Source organism: Cohnella sp. GCM10027633 (genome assembly GCF_042675445.1).
Classification (GTDB): domain Bacteria; phylum Bacillota; class Bacilli; order Paenibacillales; family Paenibacillaceae; genus Cohnella.
On record NZ_JBHTGV010000004.1, the window covers coordinates 424,378 to 441,607 of the forward strand.

The 17,230-nt window shown below is 57.6% G+C and carries 17 protein-coding genes; 5 read left to right on the forward strand and 12 right to left on the reverse strand.

The annotated features are described in order from the left end of the window. Positions 1-36: 36 nt before the first annotated feature. A complete protein-coding gene (locus tag ACFQZG_RS13215; protein WP_378153183.1) occupies positions 37-2,277 on the reverse strand; it encodes a helix-turn-helix domain-containing protein in 2,241 nt (746 codons plus the stop codon). Positions 2,278-2,534: 257 nt separating this feature from the next. Between ACFQZG_RS13215 and ACFQZG_RS13220 the strand changes: the two genes are divergently transcribed. Next, positions 2,535-3,368: an HpcH/HpaI aldolase family protein gene (locus ACFQZG_RS13220; RefSeq protein ID WP_378153185.1), complete on the forward strand. Its 834-nt coding sequence runs from the start codon at positions 2,535-2,537 to the stop codon at positions 3,366-3,368. Positions 3,369-3,511: 143 nt separating this feature from the next. Here the strand turns inward: ACFQZG_RS13220 and ACFQZG_RS13225 are convergent, their stop codons facing one another. Together ACFQZG_RS13225 and ACFQZG_RS13230 are read right to left on the reverse strand one after the other, a co-directional pair. Continuing rightward, positions 3,512-4,771: an ABC transporter permease gene (locus tag ACFQZG_RS13225; protein WP_378153187.1), complete on the reverse strand. Its 1,260-nt coding sequence runs from the start codon at positions 4,769-4,771 to the stop codon at positions 3,512-3,514. Continuing rightward, positions 4,764-5,669 (reverse strand): ABC transporter ATP-binding protein, encoded by a 906-nt coding sequence (locus ACFQZG_RS13230; protein WP_378153189.1) that lies wholly within the window; start codon positions 5,667-5,669, stop codon positions 4,764-4,766. The genes ACFQZG_RS13225 and ACFQZG_RS13230 overlap by 8 nt, the downstream gene beginning before the upstream one ends. Positions 5,670-5,830: 161 nt before the next feature. Between ACFQZG_RS13230 and ACFQZG_RS13235 the strand changes: the two genes are divergently transcribed. Both ACFQZG_RS13235 and ACFQZG_RS13240 read left to right on the forward strand, forming a co-directional pair. Beyond that, positions 5,831-7,393 carry a CAP and S-layer homology domain-containing protein gene (locus tag ACFQZG_RS13235; RefSeq protein ID WP_378153191.1) on the forward strand — a complete coding sequence of 521 codons (1,563 nt, stop codon included), beginning with the start codon at positions 5,831-5,833 and terminating at the stop codon, positions 7,391-7,393. Between the two features lie 21 nt (positions 7,394-7,414). Next, positions 7,415-8,356, forward strand: a complete 942-nt coding sequence (locus ACFQZG_RS13240) for an RluA family pseudouridine synthase (protein ID WP_378153193.1) — start codon at positions 7,415-7,417, stop codon at positions 8,354-8,356. Positions 8,357-8,371: 15 nt separating this feature from the next. Here the strand turns inward: ACFQZG_RS13240 and ACFQZG_RS13245 are convergent, their stop codons facing one another. The 8 genes from ACFQZG_RS13245 to ACFQZG_RS13280 all read right to left on the reverse strand — a co-directional run bounded on the left by ACFQZG_RS13245 (position 8,372) and on the right by ACFQZG_RS13280 (position 14,694). Next, positions 8,372-8,800, reverse strand: coding sequence for a DMT family transporter (locus ACFQZG_RS13245; RefSeq protein ID WP_378153195.1), 429 nt, complete (start codon positions 8,798-8,800; stop codon positions 8,372-8,374). A gap of 16 nt (positions 8,801-8,816) precedes the next feature. Next, the gene (locus tag ACFQZG_RS13250; RefSeq protein WP_378153197.1) at positions 8,817-9,515 is read right to left on the reverse strand and encodes a Crp/Fnr family transcriptional regulator; all 699 of its coding nucleotides are present in this window, start codon (positions 9,513-9,515) and stop codon (positions 8,817-8,819) included. 154 nt (positions 9,516-9,669) lie between these two features. Further along, positions 9,670-10,941 (reverse strand): PQQ-dependent sugar dehydrogenase, encoded by a 1,272-nt coding sequence (locus ACFQZG_RS13255; protein WP_378153199.1) that lies wholly within the window; start codon positions 10,939-10,941, stop codon positions 9,670-9,672. A 105-nt stretch (positions 10,942-11,046) separates the two neighbouring features. Then, positions 11,047-11,208 carry a hypothetical protein gene (locus ACFQZG_RS13260; RefSeq protein WP_378153201.1) on the reverse strand — a complete coding sequence of 54 codons (162 nt, stop codon included), beginning with the start codon at positions 11,206-11,208 and terminating at the stop codon, positions 11,047-11,049. A 13-nt stretch (positions 11,209-11,221) separates the two neighbouring features. Then, positions 11,222-11,527: a ferredoxin family protein gene (locus ACFQZG_RS13265; RefSeq protein ID WP_378153203.1), complete on the reverse strand. Its 306-nt coding sequence runs from the start codon at positions 11,525-11,527 to the stop codon at positions 11,222-11,224. Beyond that, entirely contained in the window at positions 11,527-12,822 is a 1,296-nt protein-coding gene (locus ACFQZG_RS13270; protein ID WP_378153205.1) for an FAD-dependent oxidoreductase, read from the reverse strand. Before ACFQZG_RS13270 ends, ACFQZG_RS13265 begins: the two co-directional genes overlap by 1 nt. Further along, a complete protein-coding gene (locus ACFQZG_RS13275) occupies positions 12,815-13,843 on the reverse strand; it encodes an electron transfer flavoprotein subunit alpha/FixB family protein (protein ID WP_378153206.1) in 1,029 nt (342 codons plus the stop codon). Before ACFQZG_RS13275 ends, ACFQZG_RS13270 begins: the two co-directional genes overlap by 8 nt. After that, a complete protein-coding gene (locus tag ACFQZG_RS13280) occupies positions 13,840-14,694 on the reverse strand; it encodes an electron transfer flavoprotein subunit beta/FixA family protein (protein WP_378153208.1) in 855 nt (284 codons plus the stop codon). The genes ACFQZG_RS13275 and ACFQZG_RS13280 overlap by 4 nt, the downstream gene beginning before the upstream one ends. A gap of 203 nt (positions 14,695-14,897) precedes the next feature. On the opposite strand from ACFQZG_RS13280, the gene ACFQZG_RS13285 reads away from it, so the two are divergent. Beyond that, positions 14,898-15,725: a helix-turn-helix domain-containing protein gene (locus ACFQZG_RS13285; protein ID WP_378153209.1), complete on the forward strand. Its 828-nt coding sequence runs from the start codon at positions 14,898-14,900 to the stop codon at positions 15,723-15,725. Beyond that, positions 15,722-16,411 carry a class I SAM-dependent methyltransferase gene (locus tag ACFQZG_RS13290; RefSeq protein WP_378153210.1) on the forward strand — a complete coding sequence of 230 codons (690 nt, stop codon included), beginning with the start codon at positions 15,722-15,724 and terminating at the stop codon, positions 16,409-16,411. Before ACFQZG_RS13285 ends, ACFQZG_RS13290 begins: the two co-directional genes overlap by 4 nt. Before the next feature lie 251 nt (positions 16,412-16,662). Here the strand turns inward: ACFQZG_RS13290 and ACFQZG_RS13295 are convergent, their stop codons facing one another. Further along, on the reverse strand, positions 16,663-17,124 hold the full coding sequence (locus tag ACFQZG_RS13295; RefSeq protein WP_378153212.1) for a DUF420 domain-containing protein: 462 nt from the start codon (positions 17,122-17,124) through the stop codon (positions 16,663-16,665). Positions 17,125-17,230: the final 106 nt, after the last annotated feature.

Consider the following 17,230-nt stretch of genomic DNA (forward strand, 5'->3'; position numbering starts at 1 on the left):
AATCAGGTCGAAAATATAGGCGAAAATGAGCATTCTCTATGTTTTTTCTTGATTTCGGTATTGCGAAGGGGTGAGACCGGTTTTGTCCTTGAACCAGATGCCGAAATAATGCGAGTCCTCGTAGCCGACCTCCAGCGCGATCTCTTTGATCTTCAGGTTGGATTGCGCCAATAACCGGCGCGCGCTTTCAAGCCTAGCGCGGTTCAAGTAATCGATAAACGAAATGCCTATATCTTTTTTGAACAACTGGCTGAAGTATACGCCGTTCATATTGAGCCTTTGAGCCATATATTCGATGCCGATATCGAACTCCCGGTATTCGCGGTCGATGATTTCGACCGCCTTTGCGATAACGGCACTAATCGGCTTCGCGTTACGGCCTTTGATCGCTGCGATGTATCGGTCGATGGCCGCGAGCAACTCCGCGAAACTCTCGGCAGGCGTTAGCCTGTTGTCCGCGATCCATTCTCCCGTGCCGAATTTGGGGCCGAATAAGGAAGACGGGTCAACGCCATTCATGATCGCCTGCTGATTAACGAATATGTAAGCGTTTGCTAAAAGGGTTTGAAGAATGAACGGTTTCGTCGCGCTCCCGCGCATATGGTCAAGCAATTCATCGACCAATCGTCCGCATTGCTTCGCATCGTGCTGTTCAATGTAATATTTAAGTCGGTTTTCGAACTTCTCCGGATAAGTCGTTTGCCACATTTGCGCCATCACTTCGTCGTAGCGGATGCAAGAAGATTTGGAGAAGAAACGGTAACTCGTCAGCTCTTTCGCTTCCTCGAACGAGTTTTTGACGAAGTGGATTTCCGCATACTGACCGCCGATATAGACGGTCGCGGCATCTCCAGACTCGTTACGGAGACGGACCGACATCTCCGCGGCGATGTTGGCCGTTTCATTCGCGTCCACGTTGAAGATAACTCCGTAACGCCCTGGTTTCAGCGTGAATACGACCAGAGGATGGCGTTCCTCGTAAGCGAATAGGCGATCTTCCCATTCGCGCAGCTTATCAGGCTTCGACTCGGGCGGAAAGTCGACTAACGCGACTTGGTAGAAGGGTTCATTCAGCGGCAACGCGGTCATCCGGTTCATCTCGCGGAATTCCTCCATCGTCACGTTCTGCTCCAGAATGGACCTGATCAGCTTCTCTCTCCGCAATGGGATACCTTCGCGAATATTCGCGAGCATGCGATTGAAACTGGCGCCGAGCATGCCGACCTCGTCTGCGTATTGGGGCAGGAATTTGACGTACAGATTGCCTTTCTCGACCTCTTCGTTCAGTTGAGTTAACGTTTTGAGAGGACGCGAGATGCTTCTCGACACCGCAATGGATACGAGCCCGATCGGAACGAACGCAGCGAGGAATAACGCAGCCCATACGATATACATATCGTAAATGTCATTAAAGAGGACATTGCGGTCGATTGTATAGATGAACTTCCAATCAGTGAGCGGATTCGCCGAATAAGTAACTAAATAGGAACGGCCTCCCGACTTGCTTGTATAGTGTCCGCTATCCCCCGACATTTTCGCCGTATCGATGGTCGACATTCGGACATCCGACTCGTCCCTCGAATAGATCTCGCCGTTGCCGACGACAAGGCTATATTCCCCTTCCGCGGAGACGTCGGAATTGAACATTGATTTCAGAATGTCTGGCGAAATCGTGAAAATTACGACGCCAAGCGTCTGCTGGTTTCTTGTGCTTTGAATCGAACGAACCATTTGAATCGTCTTTTGACTCGCCGACCAATTGGTGATTTCCCATTGGTACAGTCCTTTTGATTCCGCCGCGCGTACAAACCAATCTTCTTGCGGGTATCGGCCGGCTTTATCGGGCGCTAGCAAAGACGAACTCTCCCCGAAGGTAAACACGTTACTGTAATTGTCGACGATCGAGATAGATGAAATGCCGTAGGAATTGTTGGTGATCTCGCGAATGCGCTCGTGAATGTCGCGGTAAGCCTGTAGCCGCGGTTTTGGCGCTAGCGCGTCGGGATTGCCAGTCAAGTGGTCTTGGATAGCCGTGCTGTAGATTAATAGAACGGATGATTTGTCGATCCCGTTCAAGTAATTGTTAAGATTGTCCCGGAAAGCTTCGAGATTCGTAAGCGTCGAGCGGATTTCTTTATCCATTAGTATGTTCTTATAGATGATGATCGTCGTCGTGGAGAAAATCGTCAAAGCGAGCAAGCAGAGGAAAGAGATTGCTAGAGTTAGCTTATAGCGCAATTTCAAATTGTGGAAAAAGCCGTTTAGCGAACGCGTCATTTCGTTTCCCCCTTCGTGCGCGTCTAGATTGTCCCAACGCGATCGGATGCGAATATTCCACAGTATAGCACAGGGCCGAAAGCAACCGAACGGGGCGAAACGACTTTGCGAAACTATCTAAATATACCGACCTATTTCCTAAGAATTCGACCTATCCCCGCAGGTCCCGATTGCGGACAATTAATCTGCGCGGCGCCTAGGCGAACGCGAACGACCGTGCGGTTCCCGTTACGGCGTAGATGAAGGGGGAATGGAAGTTGACGAGATCAACAATCGGCATGCGTCCTAGTAAAGTGCTCGCCAAGCTGCGCGCAGGGGAAACGGTGCGGTCCATCAAAGTAAACCTGGCGGATTCGCGCGTCATAGAGATTGCCGCTTTGGCCGGATTCGATTGCATATGGACCGACATGGAACACGTCGCCAACGACTGGTCAGCGATCGAAAAACAAATTCTCGCAGCCAAGGCTTATGATGTCGACATCGTGGTACGTACCGCGCGAGGGGGATATAGCGATCTCGTGCGGCCGCTGGAGCTTGACGCGACCGGCATCATGGTGCCGCACGTGATGAGCTTCGCCGATGCCGCGTCCGTCGTGCGCCAGACCAAGTTCCACCCGCTGGGTAGACGTCCAGTGGACGGAGGAAACGCGGACGGAGCCTATTGTTTGTTGGACTTCCAGCAATATTTGCAAGAGGCGAACGATCAGCGGTTCACGATCTTGCAGATCGAGGACCCCGAGCCGTTGGAGGAACTAGAAAAAATTGCAGGGTTGCCCGGTGTCGACATGTTGTTCTTCGGGCCTGGAGATTTCAGCCAGGGTATCGGGGCCCCTGGGAAGTTAGATCATCCTGCAGTCTTGGAGGCAAGGCGGCGCGTCGCCGAAGTCGCGGCCGCGCACAGGGTATTCGCCGGAACCGTCGGTACGGTCTCTAATCAGGAAGAGCTCATTGAACTTGGTTACCAGTTCATCAACATCGGAGCCGACGTAATCGGTCTTGGCCGATATTTCCGAGAGCTGGCCAGTTCATATTCTACTGAACGATCACCTGCCGCGGCGTTGGTAACCGAAAGCGTATATTCGGACAAATAAGAACGCAACTGCTTGATTCCTAGATAACACAACTATTAGGAATGCTACCCGTTAACGCAAAAAAGGGCCGCCACAATAGCAGCCTTTTTTGCGTTAGCTTAGAAATGAAACTTGAGTTGAATTCCCCGTAACTGTGTGTGCCCCTACACCTTATAAGCCTTCATCGCCTTCAACAATTCCTTGAACGAAGGCCGCTTGCCGTACATAAGAACGCCGGTGCGGTAAATCTTCGCGGCGAGCCACCCGAACAAGACGATCGACGCGAGCAGAATGCCGACCGACAGCACGATTTCCCATACGGTCGGCTCGCTGAGTCCGATGCGCAGGAACATGAGGAACGGCGCGAAGAACGGGACGTACGAGCAGACTTTGATGAAGATATGCTCCGGATGCGACAGGCCGAAGATCGCGATGTAGAAGCCCGCGAGCGTCAGCATCGTGATCGGCAGAATCGCTTGGCCCAGATCCTCCGTGCGGCTGACGATCGAGCCGACCGCCGCGAACAGCGTTGCATATAGGAAGAACCCGGTTAAATAGAAGAACACGGCGAACACGAGCAAGAGCGGATCGATCGAGCCAAGATCGAGGCCCATATCCTTGAGCGCGTCGAGATTGTCGGAGCGCATCAGGTTGATGACGAGCGCGCCGATCAGAACGATCATCTGCAGAATGCCGACGACGAACGTGCCCAGGATTTTGCCGAACATCTGCTTCAGCGGGGAGACGCTCGTCACGATGATCTCCATGACGCGCGAGCTCTTCTCGGCCGTAATCTCCGTCGCGATGAGCTGACCGGTAATCATGACCGCCATGAACAGCAGAATGATCAGGACGTACGTGAGGCCGATCGCGGTCGCTTCTTCTTCCGGCGTCTTGCCCGTTTCGTTCGTGAATTGCACCTGTTCTTGCTCGACGGATACCGGCGCCTGAAGCAGCTTGCGCTGGTCGTCGGTCAGTCCCAAGTCCTTCACGACGATCTCGTTCTTGACGACCTGCAGTCCGATCGTAAGCTTCTGCGAAGTACCGGAGCCTAGCGAGCTCTTGGCGTGGTAGACCGCGTTCGGGAAGCCGACTTCGGCGTTGTCCGCGAACGTCACGTAGCCTTTGATGTCTCCGTCCTCCAGGCTCGTCTTGAGGGCGTCCTCGGAGGCGGAAGGGATCAGCTCGATCTCCGGCTTCTCCTGCGCGCCGTAATAAGCGACAAGCCCTTGCACGATCGTCTCCTGCTGGCCTTGCACGTAGCCGACCTTCGTCGCCTTGTCGGAATCGAGCTTGTTCAGCAGCGTCGGCAGGTTGCCGACGACGACGAGCAGAACGGCCAGCACGGCCGTCGTAATGAGGAACGCCTTGTTCCGCAGCTTCGTGCGCATCGTGAACGCCATGACCGTCCATAGACTATTCATTGTGCTCACCTACCGTCTTAATGAAGATTTCGTTCAGCGTCGGCTCCATGATCTCGAACCGGGTAATCGGCCCTTGCGCGAGGGCATGCTGCACAATCCGCTGCCCGGCGTCCGGCGAATTCACCTTCAGCTCGTAGCCGCCGTGCTCGTGGCGAACGACCTGCTTCACGCCGGCGATTCCTTCGAGCCCTTGAATGTCCCCGTCGGCCGCGATGACGACGCGCTCCTGCGGGAACTTCTTCTTGATCTCCTTGATCGGTCCCTGCAGGACCGGATTGGAACGGTGCATGATCGTGATGTTGCGGCACAGCTCCTCGACGTGCTCCATCCGGTGCGTCGAGAACACGATGCTCGTCCCGCCGTCGCGGAGCTCCTTGACGGTCGACTTCAACAATTCCACGTTCACCGGATCGAGCCCGCTGAACGCCTCGTCCATGATGACGATGCGCGGCCTATGGATGACCGACGCGATGAATTGGATCTTCTGCTGGTTGCCCTTGGACAGCTCTTCGACCTTCTTATTGTAATACTCGGGCACTTGGAACCGCTCGAGCCAATCTTTCAAGTTCTGGTCGGCATCCTTGCGGGACATGCCCCGCAGCTGCGCCAGATAGATGATCTGGTCGCTCACCTTCAGCTTCGGATACATGCCTCTCTCTTCCGGCAAATACCCGAGCATGCTCAACTGTTCGTTGCTATAGGCCTTGCCTTGGTAACGAATGCTGCCCTCGTCCGGCAGAATCAGGCCGAGAATCATGCGCATCGTCGTCGTCTTGCCGGCGCCGTTCGCCCCGAGCAGGCCATAGATCTCTCCCTGTTGAACTTCGAAGCTGAGGCGGTTCACGGCCCGTTTGTCTCCGTAATTTTTCACGATGTCTTCTACTTTAAGCAAGCTCAACGTCTAGTCTCCTCCTTCGTCATTAACTCTAAACACCATACACTGGGAAAACATGGTCGTCAACTCTCGCGACAGGATTCCTTGGCCCGAAAAACAGGAATCGACGCCGTCTTTCGCGAACAAGTAAATAACGCAACCGATAGGAAAGCGAGGAAACATCATTGATTCGGAAGTTTATCCCCCTCTTATTGCTAACCGTTCTCTTGCAATCGTATGTACCGGCTCCAGGCGCGCCTCGCGCCTACGCGACGGACGCCGAGTCCGGCAGCGGACTGCCGGCGCGAAGCGGCGCCCAGATCGCGGAGTTGTGGAAGAAGCTCATGCATCCCGAAGCCGATTACAGCAATCCCTATAGCAAGACCCCGGTCGCCTCCTCTCCTTACGCCGCCGGAGCGCTTCGCCAAGACTATATTCAAGACGGCGTGAACGCGGTTAACTTCTATCGGTTCATCGGCGGCCTGCCCGCCGACGTGACGGCCGACGCCTCGCTGAACGCGAAGGCTCAATACGGCTCCGTGCTGCTGGCGGCATCGGGGCAATTCTCGCATTATCCGGGACAGCCCGCCGATATGCCCGACAGCTTCTACAAGCAAGGCGCGGACTCGACATCGACTTCGAATATCTATTCTTCTTACGGCTACAACGACCATATCGTTTCACGATCCGTAGAAGCCTATATGGAAGATTCCGACGTCGGCAACCTCGACCGGGTCGGGCATCGCCGCTGGATTCTGAATCCGCCGCTGAAGAAGATCGGTTTCGGCCAAGCGGAGGGAGACGACGGCTGGAGCTACTCCGCCCTTCAGATTTTCGACCAGAGCCGCAAGGAGACCGTGGATTATCGCTATATCGCCTATCCCGCGGAAGGCTCGTTCCCGGTCGAAGTGTTCAAAGGAAATTACGCCTGGTCGGTCAGCATCAATCCCGACGAGTATGCCGATCCCGTCATGAAGAACGTCAAGGTATCGTTGAAGCGCCTGAACGACGGCAAGGCGTGGACGCTGACGTCCGCGAACAACAAAGCGACCGTGAACGGCGCCTATTTCAACGCGGAGAACGAATATTACGGCAGCGGACCGGCGATTATTTTCCGTCCGAACGGCATCGAAGCTTACAAGGCAGGCGACCGATTCCAGGTGACGATCACGGGTTTGAAGTCGACCGCGGGCGCCAGCCGCACGATCCAATACGAAGTGGCGTTCATGAGCGCGGACAATTACGTACCGGCCCCCGAAGCCATGAAGACGAAGTTCACGGACATCGGCAAGCATTGGGCGAAAGCGACGATCGAGTGGGCGGCCGGCGAGGGCATCGTGAGCGACGTGAACGGCCCGTTCCGGCCGAACGACGACGTGAAGGAAGAGGAATTTCTGAAAATGTTCATCGCCTCCCTCGGCATCGAGGTGCCCGCTCCGGGCGCAGACGAGCGATGGTCGGCGAACTATTATGACTATGCGGCCGATAACGGGTATAATCTACGTGGGAGCGAAGACGAAGACGAGCGGTTGCTGCCGATTACCCGATTGTCCGTCGCGGAACTGATCGCTTCCGCCGCCGGGCAGCCGTATACCGGAGACGCCGCCATCCGATATTTGCTCGACAACGGCTATTCCCAAGGGAAGTCGGCCGCCACCGTCGAAGGCTACGAAGGAAGCGCCCCGTTGACTCGCGCCGAAGCGGCGCAATTCATACGCAACCTGATCGAAGCCGGCTACGACCTATAAGCGAGAGGATAGATACTTACGATGAAACGCAATGGACCGCCCCGCCGCCAAGGCGGGGCTTTGCCGCGCAAGAGCGCGCCCGCGAGAACGTTCGCGGTTACGGAACCGGGCGAGCTGCTCGTATTCCTGTTGAACAAGCTGTCGGGGCAAGGCCGCAACTCGGTCAAGTCGCTGCTCGCGCACGGACAAGTGTCGGTAGACGACCGCGTCGAGACGAAGTACAATCACCCGCTGAAGCCCGGACAGACCGTGGCGGTCAGCAAGGACAAGAAGTCCGTCGCTCCGGGTCTGATCGGACTAAGGATTCTGCACGAGGACGAAGACGTCATCGTCGTCTACAAGGACGCCGGCTTGCTGTCGATCGCGACGGAGCAGGAGACAGAGCTTACCGCTTATCGCCAGCTAACCGCTCACGTGAGAATCAAGAGCGAGAAGAATCGGATATTCGTGATGCACCGTCTCGACAGGGAAACTTCGGGCGTCATGATGTTCGCCAAGAGCGAGCGCGTGCAGCAGAAGATGCAGGACAACTGGAACGACATCGTGAAGGAACGGTCTTACGTGGCGTTGGTGGAAGGACACGTGAAGAAGGCGCAGGGCACGATCTCCTCGTGGCTGAAGGAAAGCGCGACGCTGAAGATGTACTCCAGCCAGCACCCGAACGACGGCCAGCATGCCGTGACCCACTACAAGGTGCTGAAGGCGAGCAGAGGCTGCTCCTTGCTGGAAGTGATCCTCGAGACCGGCCGCAAAAACCAAATTCGCGTCCACATGCAGGATCTCGGCCATCCGGTCGTCGGGGACAAGAAGTACGGCGCCAAGTCGAAGTCCATCGGCCGCCTCGGCTTGCACGCCCGCGTGCTCGCGTTCGAGCATCCGCGGACCGGGGAGACGTTGCGCTTCGAGACGCCGATTCCGAAGCCGTTCCTCAGCCAATTCTCCGAGGACGCCCCGAAGGCTTAAGAAGCGATCGTTCGATCATTTGTACTTGAAAATAACGATGCCCGCGATCATGACGCCTATCCCGACAAGCCGGTTCGCCGAAATCGCGATCTTCTCTACCCCGAACATGCCGACGCTCTCGATCGCCAGCGTCGCGATCAACTGGGCGACGAGCAAGATCGCGATCGCGTATGCCGGCCCGAGCGCGGTTACCGACTTCATCGCCCCGAAGACGATGACGACGCCCATGCAGCCGCCGAGCAAGTACAGCTTGTTCACGGACGCCAGCTTCGAGATCCCCCCGTCCTTCAAGATCCAGAACAGGAGAAGCGAGAGCGCGAAGCCCGTTCCGTGAACCCATGCGTTCGTGAACCAGAAGCTCGTCTTCTCGCTTAGCCTTACGTTGAATATCCCTTGGATGCTGACGAACAACCCCGCGATCAGCGCGTATGCGATGCCTGCCATGTGCTTCCTCCAAACCTTAGCGGTACTTGTTGCCGCTGGCGAGCGACTTCAGCCGATCGAGATCCAAGATGCCGATCGCGCCTCGCTTGCGCTCTACCAGACCTTCCCTCGCGAATTGCGTAATGATTCTGTTCAGATGCCGATAGCTCGCGCCGAGCAGCTCCGCGATCTCGGTCAAGCGCGACGTCTTCAGCTCCTCGATCCGATCCTCACCGTCCTGTTCCGAAGCGATCGAGACGAGATAGCTGGCGAATCTCGTCTCGACGGGATAGAGCAGATTCAGGCTCGACGCGTTCGAGAACGTATCCAGCTTCGTCGCGAGCTGCCTGACGATGAACCGCAGGAATGCCGGATCTTCGCCCGCCGTTTCCGCCACGGCCTGCCGGCTAATGCCGATGCAACGCGTCTCGTTCACCGATTCGACCGTGCCTCTCGCCCTCTGATCGGTTAGCATCTCCAAATCCCCGATCGTGCTGAGCGGATTATAGAATCGGATCAGAATGGATTTGCCGTTCGGCAAGTTCTTGTATACCTTGACTCTGCCTTCGACGAGCAGGAACAGATGCGTCAGCCGGCCGCCGTGTTCGCAGATAGTCTCGCCGCGTCCGAAGGCGAACAGCTCCATCGCCTGCTCCGTCTTCGCGCCGAACGCGCCGCTTAGACGATGCGCGTCCAAGTAGCTTCTCAATGCCCGCGAATCCTGAATTCTCCTCATACGCGCGCCCGCCTCTCTTGCCCACATTGTATCCGAAGCCATAGGTTTCCCGAAAGGACATATGTCCTACATTCGGCATTAGCCCGCATAATCGAATAGGGTTGCCCCTAACGCCGTCTACCGGCAACCGGAGCAACCCTAGTTCTTCGGCCCGCTACTGAATTCGCAGTATCCGTCCGTCCTGCGCGCAGACGTACAATTCTCCCGCCGCATCCGTCCCGAACGACGTCAAGCTCTCGTCCGCCGCCAATAGATCGACGACATCGGCCTTGCCGTCTTCCCGCTGGCGGAGCGCCCAGATCATCCCGCTGCCGTAATCGCCGAACACGTACCAGCCCTTCAGATCCGGCCGCGCTTCTCCGCGGTAGACGTAGCCGCCCGTCACCGATACGCCGAGGTCTCGCCCGTATTCGTGGATCGGCTGGACGAGCCCCTCCTTGTCGCAGCCGCTCTTCGGGTTATAGCACGCGGTGCCCTCTTGGATTCTCCAGCCGTAGTTGCCGCCCTTCTCGATCAGATCGATCTCTTCCAGGCTGCTCTGTCCGACATCCGCCGCCCATAGCTTGCCGGTCGCTTCGTCGAAGCTGAACCGCCACGGATTGCGCAGGCCGTATGCATATATCTCGGGCAAGCCATCCTTCAGGAACGGGTTATCCGCGGGAATTCCGTAGGCCAAACCCTCCGTCTTGCGATCGATGTCTATTCGGAGAATTTTGCCGAGATAGCTGTTCAGGTTCTGGCTGTTGTTCTGCGGATCTCCCCCGCTTCCGCCGTCTCCCGTTCCGATGTATAGATAGCCGTCCGGACCGAACGCCAGCTGTCCGCCGTTATGGTTCGCGTACGGCTGCTTGAACGTCAGCAGCTTGTCTTCGCTCTTCGGATCGAGCCGCAGCGGATCGCCCGAGACGACGTCGTAGCTAGCGATGACGGTATGCGTCTTCGTCGTGTAGTTCACGTAAGCGCGGTTCGGCTCGTCCGGGTGGAACGCCAAGCCGAGCAGCCCCTGTTCGCCGCCTTCGTCGTAGACGCGGTCCGTGATGTCCAGCACCGTCGCGGGCTTGTCCGACGGACGATCGAGATTCATGGCGACGATGCGCCCCGGCTGCTCGACGACGTAGATAAAGTTCGGGTAGCCTTGGCGCGAGACGACGCCTACCGGACCGTTGAATTCAGTGCCTTCGAATACGTCGCGCAGCGCGATCGGCCCCGGCTTGCCTGCCGCCTCCGAAGGACTGGCGCTCTGGGTAGCGGACGGCGGCGGCGGTTCGGCGGACGCGGACGGCGAAGGCTCGGAGGGAGCGCTCGAAGCCGGCGCGGATGCCGAAGACGGCGGCGCCGAAGACTCTTTCTCGTCTCCGGCTCCGAAGCAAGCGGTCAAGCTTGCCGCGAGCAGCGCGCCCGCGAATAACGGTTTTAGGATTGTCATGCCGATAATGCCTCCTTATATGTACCTCTAACTACCTTATACCCAAGATTGTCGCATAGTCGCGCATGCTCGCACAACACGGGCGACAGAGAAGAAGCCTACCCGTCATATCGACGGATAGGCCTCCATTTTGCTAAGCGACTCGCCGTACTCCCAACTGCTGAAGTGATCCTCCCAGATGATGTGATACAGATTGTCGTGTACCTCCAGGATGACGCCCTTCGTGCCGTCCTTCAGAAAGACGACGTTGTCCCCGATTTTCAACATGCGCTCTCCCCTTTCATCCGAGTCGAAAGACGATGCCATGCCCACCCTTAGGGTACACCCACTTGATGTTCTGGTGCGGACACCCGATCCGGCAACTGCCGCATTCGTGACAGCCCTCGTACCCGACGTGCATCCGGATGTCCTCCCACTTATACACTTCCGCCGGACAGAAAATCGTGCAGATCTTGTCCGGACAGCTCGTTAAACAGACGTTCGCGTCCATGACGTGCAAGTGCGATTGCGTATCCGCGTTGAACCGAAGCAAATACTGCTTCTCCTCGATGCTGGCGCCCTTGGGCGCATCGGCCGGTTCGCTCATCACTTCATCACTCTCCAGGCCCGGAACACGTCGCGGGCGATCTTGAACTTCTGCTTCGCGCTGCCGATGTCTCGCCAGATCTTCCGTTGCTTCTCCCGCTTGGACGACCCGTCGACCGTCAGCATCTGGCTCGCCGCCCGGTTCACCATCGGGATGTACTGCTCGAAGTATTGCGGGAACTTGTCGAAGTGATGGGTCGCGTCCTTGTACTTCTTCATGTCTTGGCCGACGAAGCTGCCCATGAGCGCCTTGCGGTACGAATCGAGGGACGCCTCGGAATAATCCTCCCTCGCCTTGGCCGCGACGATCGTCTCCGCGGCCAGCCGTCCCGACGTCATCGCCATGTTCGAGCCTTCGCGGTGAATGGCGTTGACGAGCTGCGCCGCGTCGCCGACGACGAGCACGCCGGCGCCGACGACCTTCGGAATCGACTTGTAACCGCCTTCAGGAATAAGGTGGGCGAGATACTCCTGCGGTTCGCCGCCTTGGATGTAGGGACGGATCATCGGGTGCCGTTTGACGTACTCCATCAGTTCGTATGGTTTTATTTTATGCTTGATTAGGCCGGATAGTAACGTTCCGACGCCGATACTCAGCGTATCTTTATTCGTATACAGGAACCCGGTGCCCAGGATGCCCTTCGTGGCGTCTCCGAACAGCTCGATCGTGCAGCCCTGGCCTTCCTCCAGATTGAAGCGGTCCTCGATGATCTTCTTGTCGAGCTTCAGAATCTCCATCGTGGCTAGCGCGACTTCGTCGGGTCGGAATTCCTTGTGGAAGCCGAGCGATTTGGCGAGCAGCGAGTTGACCCCGTCCGCCAGCACGACGACGTCCGCGCGGATTTCACCGTCGGGACGGTCCGTTCGCACGCCGACGACTCGGCCGTTCTCGACGATACACTCGAGGACGACCGTCTCGTTCACGAGCAGCGCGCCTTGCTCGACCGCCTTCTGCGCGAACCATTGGTCGAACTTCGCCCGCAGGACGGTGAAGTTGTTGAACGGCTCCTCCGCCCACTCCATCCCCTTATAGGAGAACGTGACCGCCGACGACTTATCCATCATCATGAACCGCTGCTCCACGATCGGACGCTCGAGCGGCGCTTCCTTGTGGAAGCCCGGCACGATCTCCTCCATCATCTTGCGATAGAGCACGCCTCCCATGACGTTCTTCGATCCCGGATACTCCCCACGCTCCAGCAGCAGCACGCTTACTCCCGCCTTCGCCAGCTCGTAGGCGCAGGCAATGCCGGCCGGGCCGGCGCCGACGACGATCGCGTCGAACTTCTCAGGCATTCGCGAGCTCCCCTTTCCCTAACGCGGATTTGAACGCTTCGATCAGCATCGGCACGACTTGGAGGGCATCCCCGACGATGCCGTAATGGCAACATTGGAAAATCGCCGCGTTCGGATCCTTGTTGATCGCGATAATAAGCCCCGAGTTCTGCATGCCGACGATATGCTGGATCGCGCCCGATATCCCGATCGCGAAATAGATCTTCGGCGTCACGGTGACGCCGGTCTGGCCGACCTGGTGATGGTGCGGAACCCAGCCCGCCTCGACGACGTCCCGGCTGGCGCCCACCGCCGCTCCGAGCGTCTCCGCGAGCTGGTGGACGAGCTGGAATCCGGCCGGCCCGCCAAGCCCTTTGCCTCCGGCGACGATGACGTCGGCCTCGTCGATCCGCACCCGATGCGTCGCCGCCCTCACGATGTCAAGCACCTTCGTGCGAATGTCGGCTTCTTCCAGCGGGATCGATTCTTCGACGACCGTTCCTTCGCGCCCCGGTTCGCATGCGAGCGGCTTCATCACCTTCGCCCGGACGGTCGCCATCTGCGGCCGGTACTTCTTGCACAGAATCGTCGCCATAATGTTGCCTCCGAACGCCGGCCGGCTCGCCAGCAGCAGCCCGGTATCCGCTTCTACGTCCAATTGGGTCGTGTCCGCCGTCAAGCCCGTCGGCAAGTCGGTCGCGACCGCGCTGGCCAAGTCCTTGCCGGTAGAGGTTGCGCCGTACAGCAGAATTTCCGGCTTGTGCTTCTCTACGCAGGCGAGTACCGCCCGCATGTACGTCTCCGTCCGGTAGTGGCGATAGATCGGCGCGTCGTAGACGTATACGACGTCCGCGCCGTACTCGAACGCCGTATGGGCAAGATGCGCGACGCCCTCTCCGATCAGGATGCCCGCCAGCTGCGCGCCTCGCTTGTCCGCCAGCTGGCGACCCGCCCCGAGCAGCTCGAGCGACACGGGGACGATCGCCCCGTCCTTCGCTTCGAGGAACACCCAGGTTCCCTTGTACTCGCTGAAATCGCTCATGGCGCCGACACCCCTTCCGCCTTCGATTGTGCCGCTTCCGCGAATAGCTCCCTGCGGGTCAGCAGCACGTCCACCAGCTGCGCGACCTGCTGCCGCGGATCTCCATCGAGCAGCTTGCCCCCTTGCGGCTTCTGCGGCGCCCAGACGGAGCTGACGATCGTCGGCGAGCCTTTCAGCCCGAGCTGCGTCCGGTCGATGTCGGGCAGCTCGTTGACCGACCAGATATGAGGCTGATAGCGCGCGGCTCTCAGCATATTCGGCATCGAGGAATAAGGAACCTCGTTAATATCCTTCTCTACCGAGAGCAGGCAAGGAAGCGAGGAGCGAATGACTTCGTAGCCGTCCTCGAGCTTGCGATGGACGATCGCGTAGCCTTCCTCGCGGTTGATCTCCACGACCGTGTTAACCGACGTCAACGGAGGCATGTCTAACCGGCGGGCGATGCCGGGACCGACTTGCCCGGTGTCTCCGTCGATCGTCATTTTGCCGCAGACGATCAAGTCGATCGGACGAACCTCCGACGCGATCTTCTCGAGCGCCTTCGTCAACGCGTAACTCGTCGCCAGCGTGTCCGCGCCGGCGAACGCGCGATCCGTGATCATGTACCCTTCGTCCGCGCCGATCTCCACGCACTTCTTGATCGCCTTCACCGCGGGCGGAGGTCCCATCGTCAGCACCGACACGACGCCGCCGTACCGGGCGCGCAGCCGAACGGCTTCCTCCACCGCGTGCGCGTCGTACGGGTTCAAGATCGCCGGCGCGCTCGAACGGTCCATCGTATTCGTCTTCGGGTTCATCTTGATGATTTTCGTATCCGGCACCTGCTTAATGCAGGCGACGATATGCAACATACCCTTCACCCTTTCGGCCGCGAAGTAAGCATTCCGATGCTATCGATCACTCTAATCTATTCCGGGCTGGGCGGGTTGATGCTAGGTTTGTCCGATCCTGTATGCAACCGTCGGTTGAGTATGCGCGAAAAATCACTCTAGCGGTTATTGTTCGTTGCCCCGCTTGCGCCTAGAATGAGGTTAATAGAGGAGCGTGAACGGTAATGAAGCAACAACTCGCGAGGAATATCGCCATCTACCGCAAAGAGAGAGGTTTGACCCAGGAGGAGCTCGCGCGCGTGCTAGGCATCTCCTACCAAGCGGTGTCCAAATGGGAGAACGCCCAGACGATGCCCGACATCGCTTTGCTGCCCGAGCTATCGCGGACGCTGGAAGTTTCGATCGACAAACTACTCGGCTATGCGTCTCAAGAGCGCTCTCTGACCATTTACGAGGAAGAGTATAAGGGCGAGAGGTATTATTGGGGTACGGAACCGAACGGAGTCTGCTATGAAGTGTTGAGGCGCGTTCCGCCGACGAAGCGCCTGCGGTTGCTCGACATCGGCTGCGGGGAGGGGAAGGACGCGGTGTTCTTCGCGAGGAACGGGTACGAGGTGACCGCCTTCGACGTGACGGACGCGGGCACCGAGAAGACGAAGCGTCTCGCGGATCAAGTCGGCGTTCACGTGAACGTGTTCAAGGCGGACATTCTCGATTACCGGATTGAAGCTCCATTCGATATCTTGTATTCGAGCGGAGTGATGCACTATATGCGTCCGGAGTACCGCGAGGAGATCTTCGATAACTACAAGAGGTTCACGAATGCGGACGGCGTACACGTCTTTAACGCTTTCGTCGACAAGCCGTTCATCGCGCCTCCGCCCGAGAAGGAGCCTTACGCCTATCCGTGGTATTCGGGCGAGCTGCTGGCCCATTATCGCGACTGGCTTATCATGGACAGCTCGGAAGTCGTCTTCGATTGCAACTCCTCCGGTATTCCTCACCAGCATGCGATGTCGAAGGTGATGACGAGGAAGGTGGCGGGGGTATGATCAGCCATGAACGAATCTATGAAGAGATGGCGACCGCTTACGACGAGATGATCTCCCGGCAGCCCGATCTCGGTTCCACGCTGCGAGAGATCCGTCCGTGGACGGGACTCGACGCGCTCGACCTCGGCGCCGGCTCGGGCCGTCTCTCCCTCCTATTGGCGCAGGAAGCGCGGTCTCTCGTCTGTACCGATGGATCGGCGGAGATGCTGAAGCTTCTCGACCGCAAGTTACTCGATGCCGGCGTCCCTCGAATATGGAAATCCATCGTCGCCGACCACATGCAGCTCCCTTTCGAAGACGGCTCCTTCGATTACGCAGTCGCTGGCTGGACGATCGGTTATGTCGCGAATACGGACAATCCGGATTGGCAATCGAATCTGGAGCGAATCATGGACGAGATACATCGTGTTCTCAAACCCGGCGGAACAATCGTCATTATGGAGACGATGGGGACCGGTACGGAAACGCCGAATCCGCCCGCGTTTCTTCATCGTTATTACAATTCATTAGTCCATGAATACGGGTTCTCTCACCGATGGATTCGAACGGATTATCGGTTCTCAAGCATTGCCGAGGCCAAAGCGCATACGGAGTTTTTCTTCGGAACGGAGCTCGCGGCCCGGATAGACCGGAACGGCTGGTCTACCGTACCCGAATGCGCGGGCATTTGGTGGAAGCATATCTAATCCTAACAAGCCCGTCAGGACTTCTCTGGCGGGCTTGCTTGCGTATGTCGCATGATCCGACACAATCGATCATTTCCTGGGAAATTTCCGCAACAATTTAATGCATGCGACAAATGCTGCACGGAAACCGCCTCAATAACGCCATATCATAACGCTAATTCGCCAACTCCCGCCTCAACGCCCCAACAAACAAAAAAAAAGCCGCCCCGGCGCTACGGCGCCGAGACAGCAAGCTCTTCCCTTACTCCTTATTACCCGAAAATCGCGTCGATAACCGGTTTCGTGTGTCCGCCCGGATAACAGAGGTACAGCAGCACGTATACCGTGATGCCCGTTATCGCCGTCGCGAACCAGATGACCGCCGTCTTGCGTCCCCACTTGCGGTGCTTCGCGAAGTTTTTGCGGAACGCGAGCGTCAGCGTCGTAATGCCGAACACCGCCGCGACCGTAGCGAGCACGATGTGGAACAACAGGAAGATCAAGTAGATCGTCTTCAAGTTGTCCGGACCGTTGAACACCGTGTTGCCGACGAAGATCGTCCGCGACATGTAGATGATGAAGAAGATCGTTGCCGCGATGGCCGCCGCGATCATCGTCTTCTCGTGCGCCTCGCGTCTGCCTTGAATAATGAACCGCCAGCCGAATGCCACTAGAATCGCGCTCAGCGCGATGAAGCTCGTACTGATCATTGGAAAAATTTCGAACACGGACATCTTGCTTCACCTGCTCCATCGCATCGTAGGTATGATCGTCGAACTGTACGACTATGCCTATTGTACCTACCGTTCAGGCCCAGTTCAACGTTTCGGCGCAGGCTTC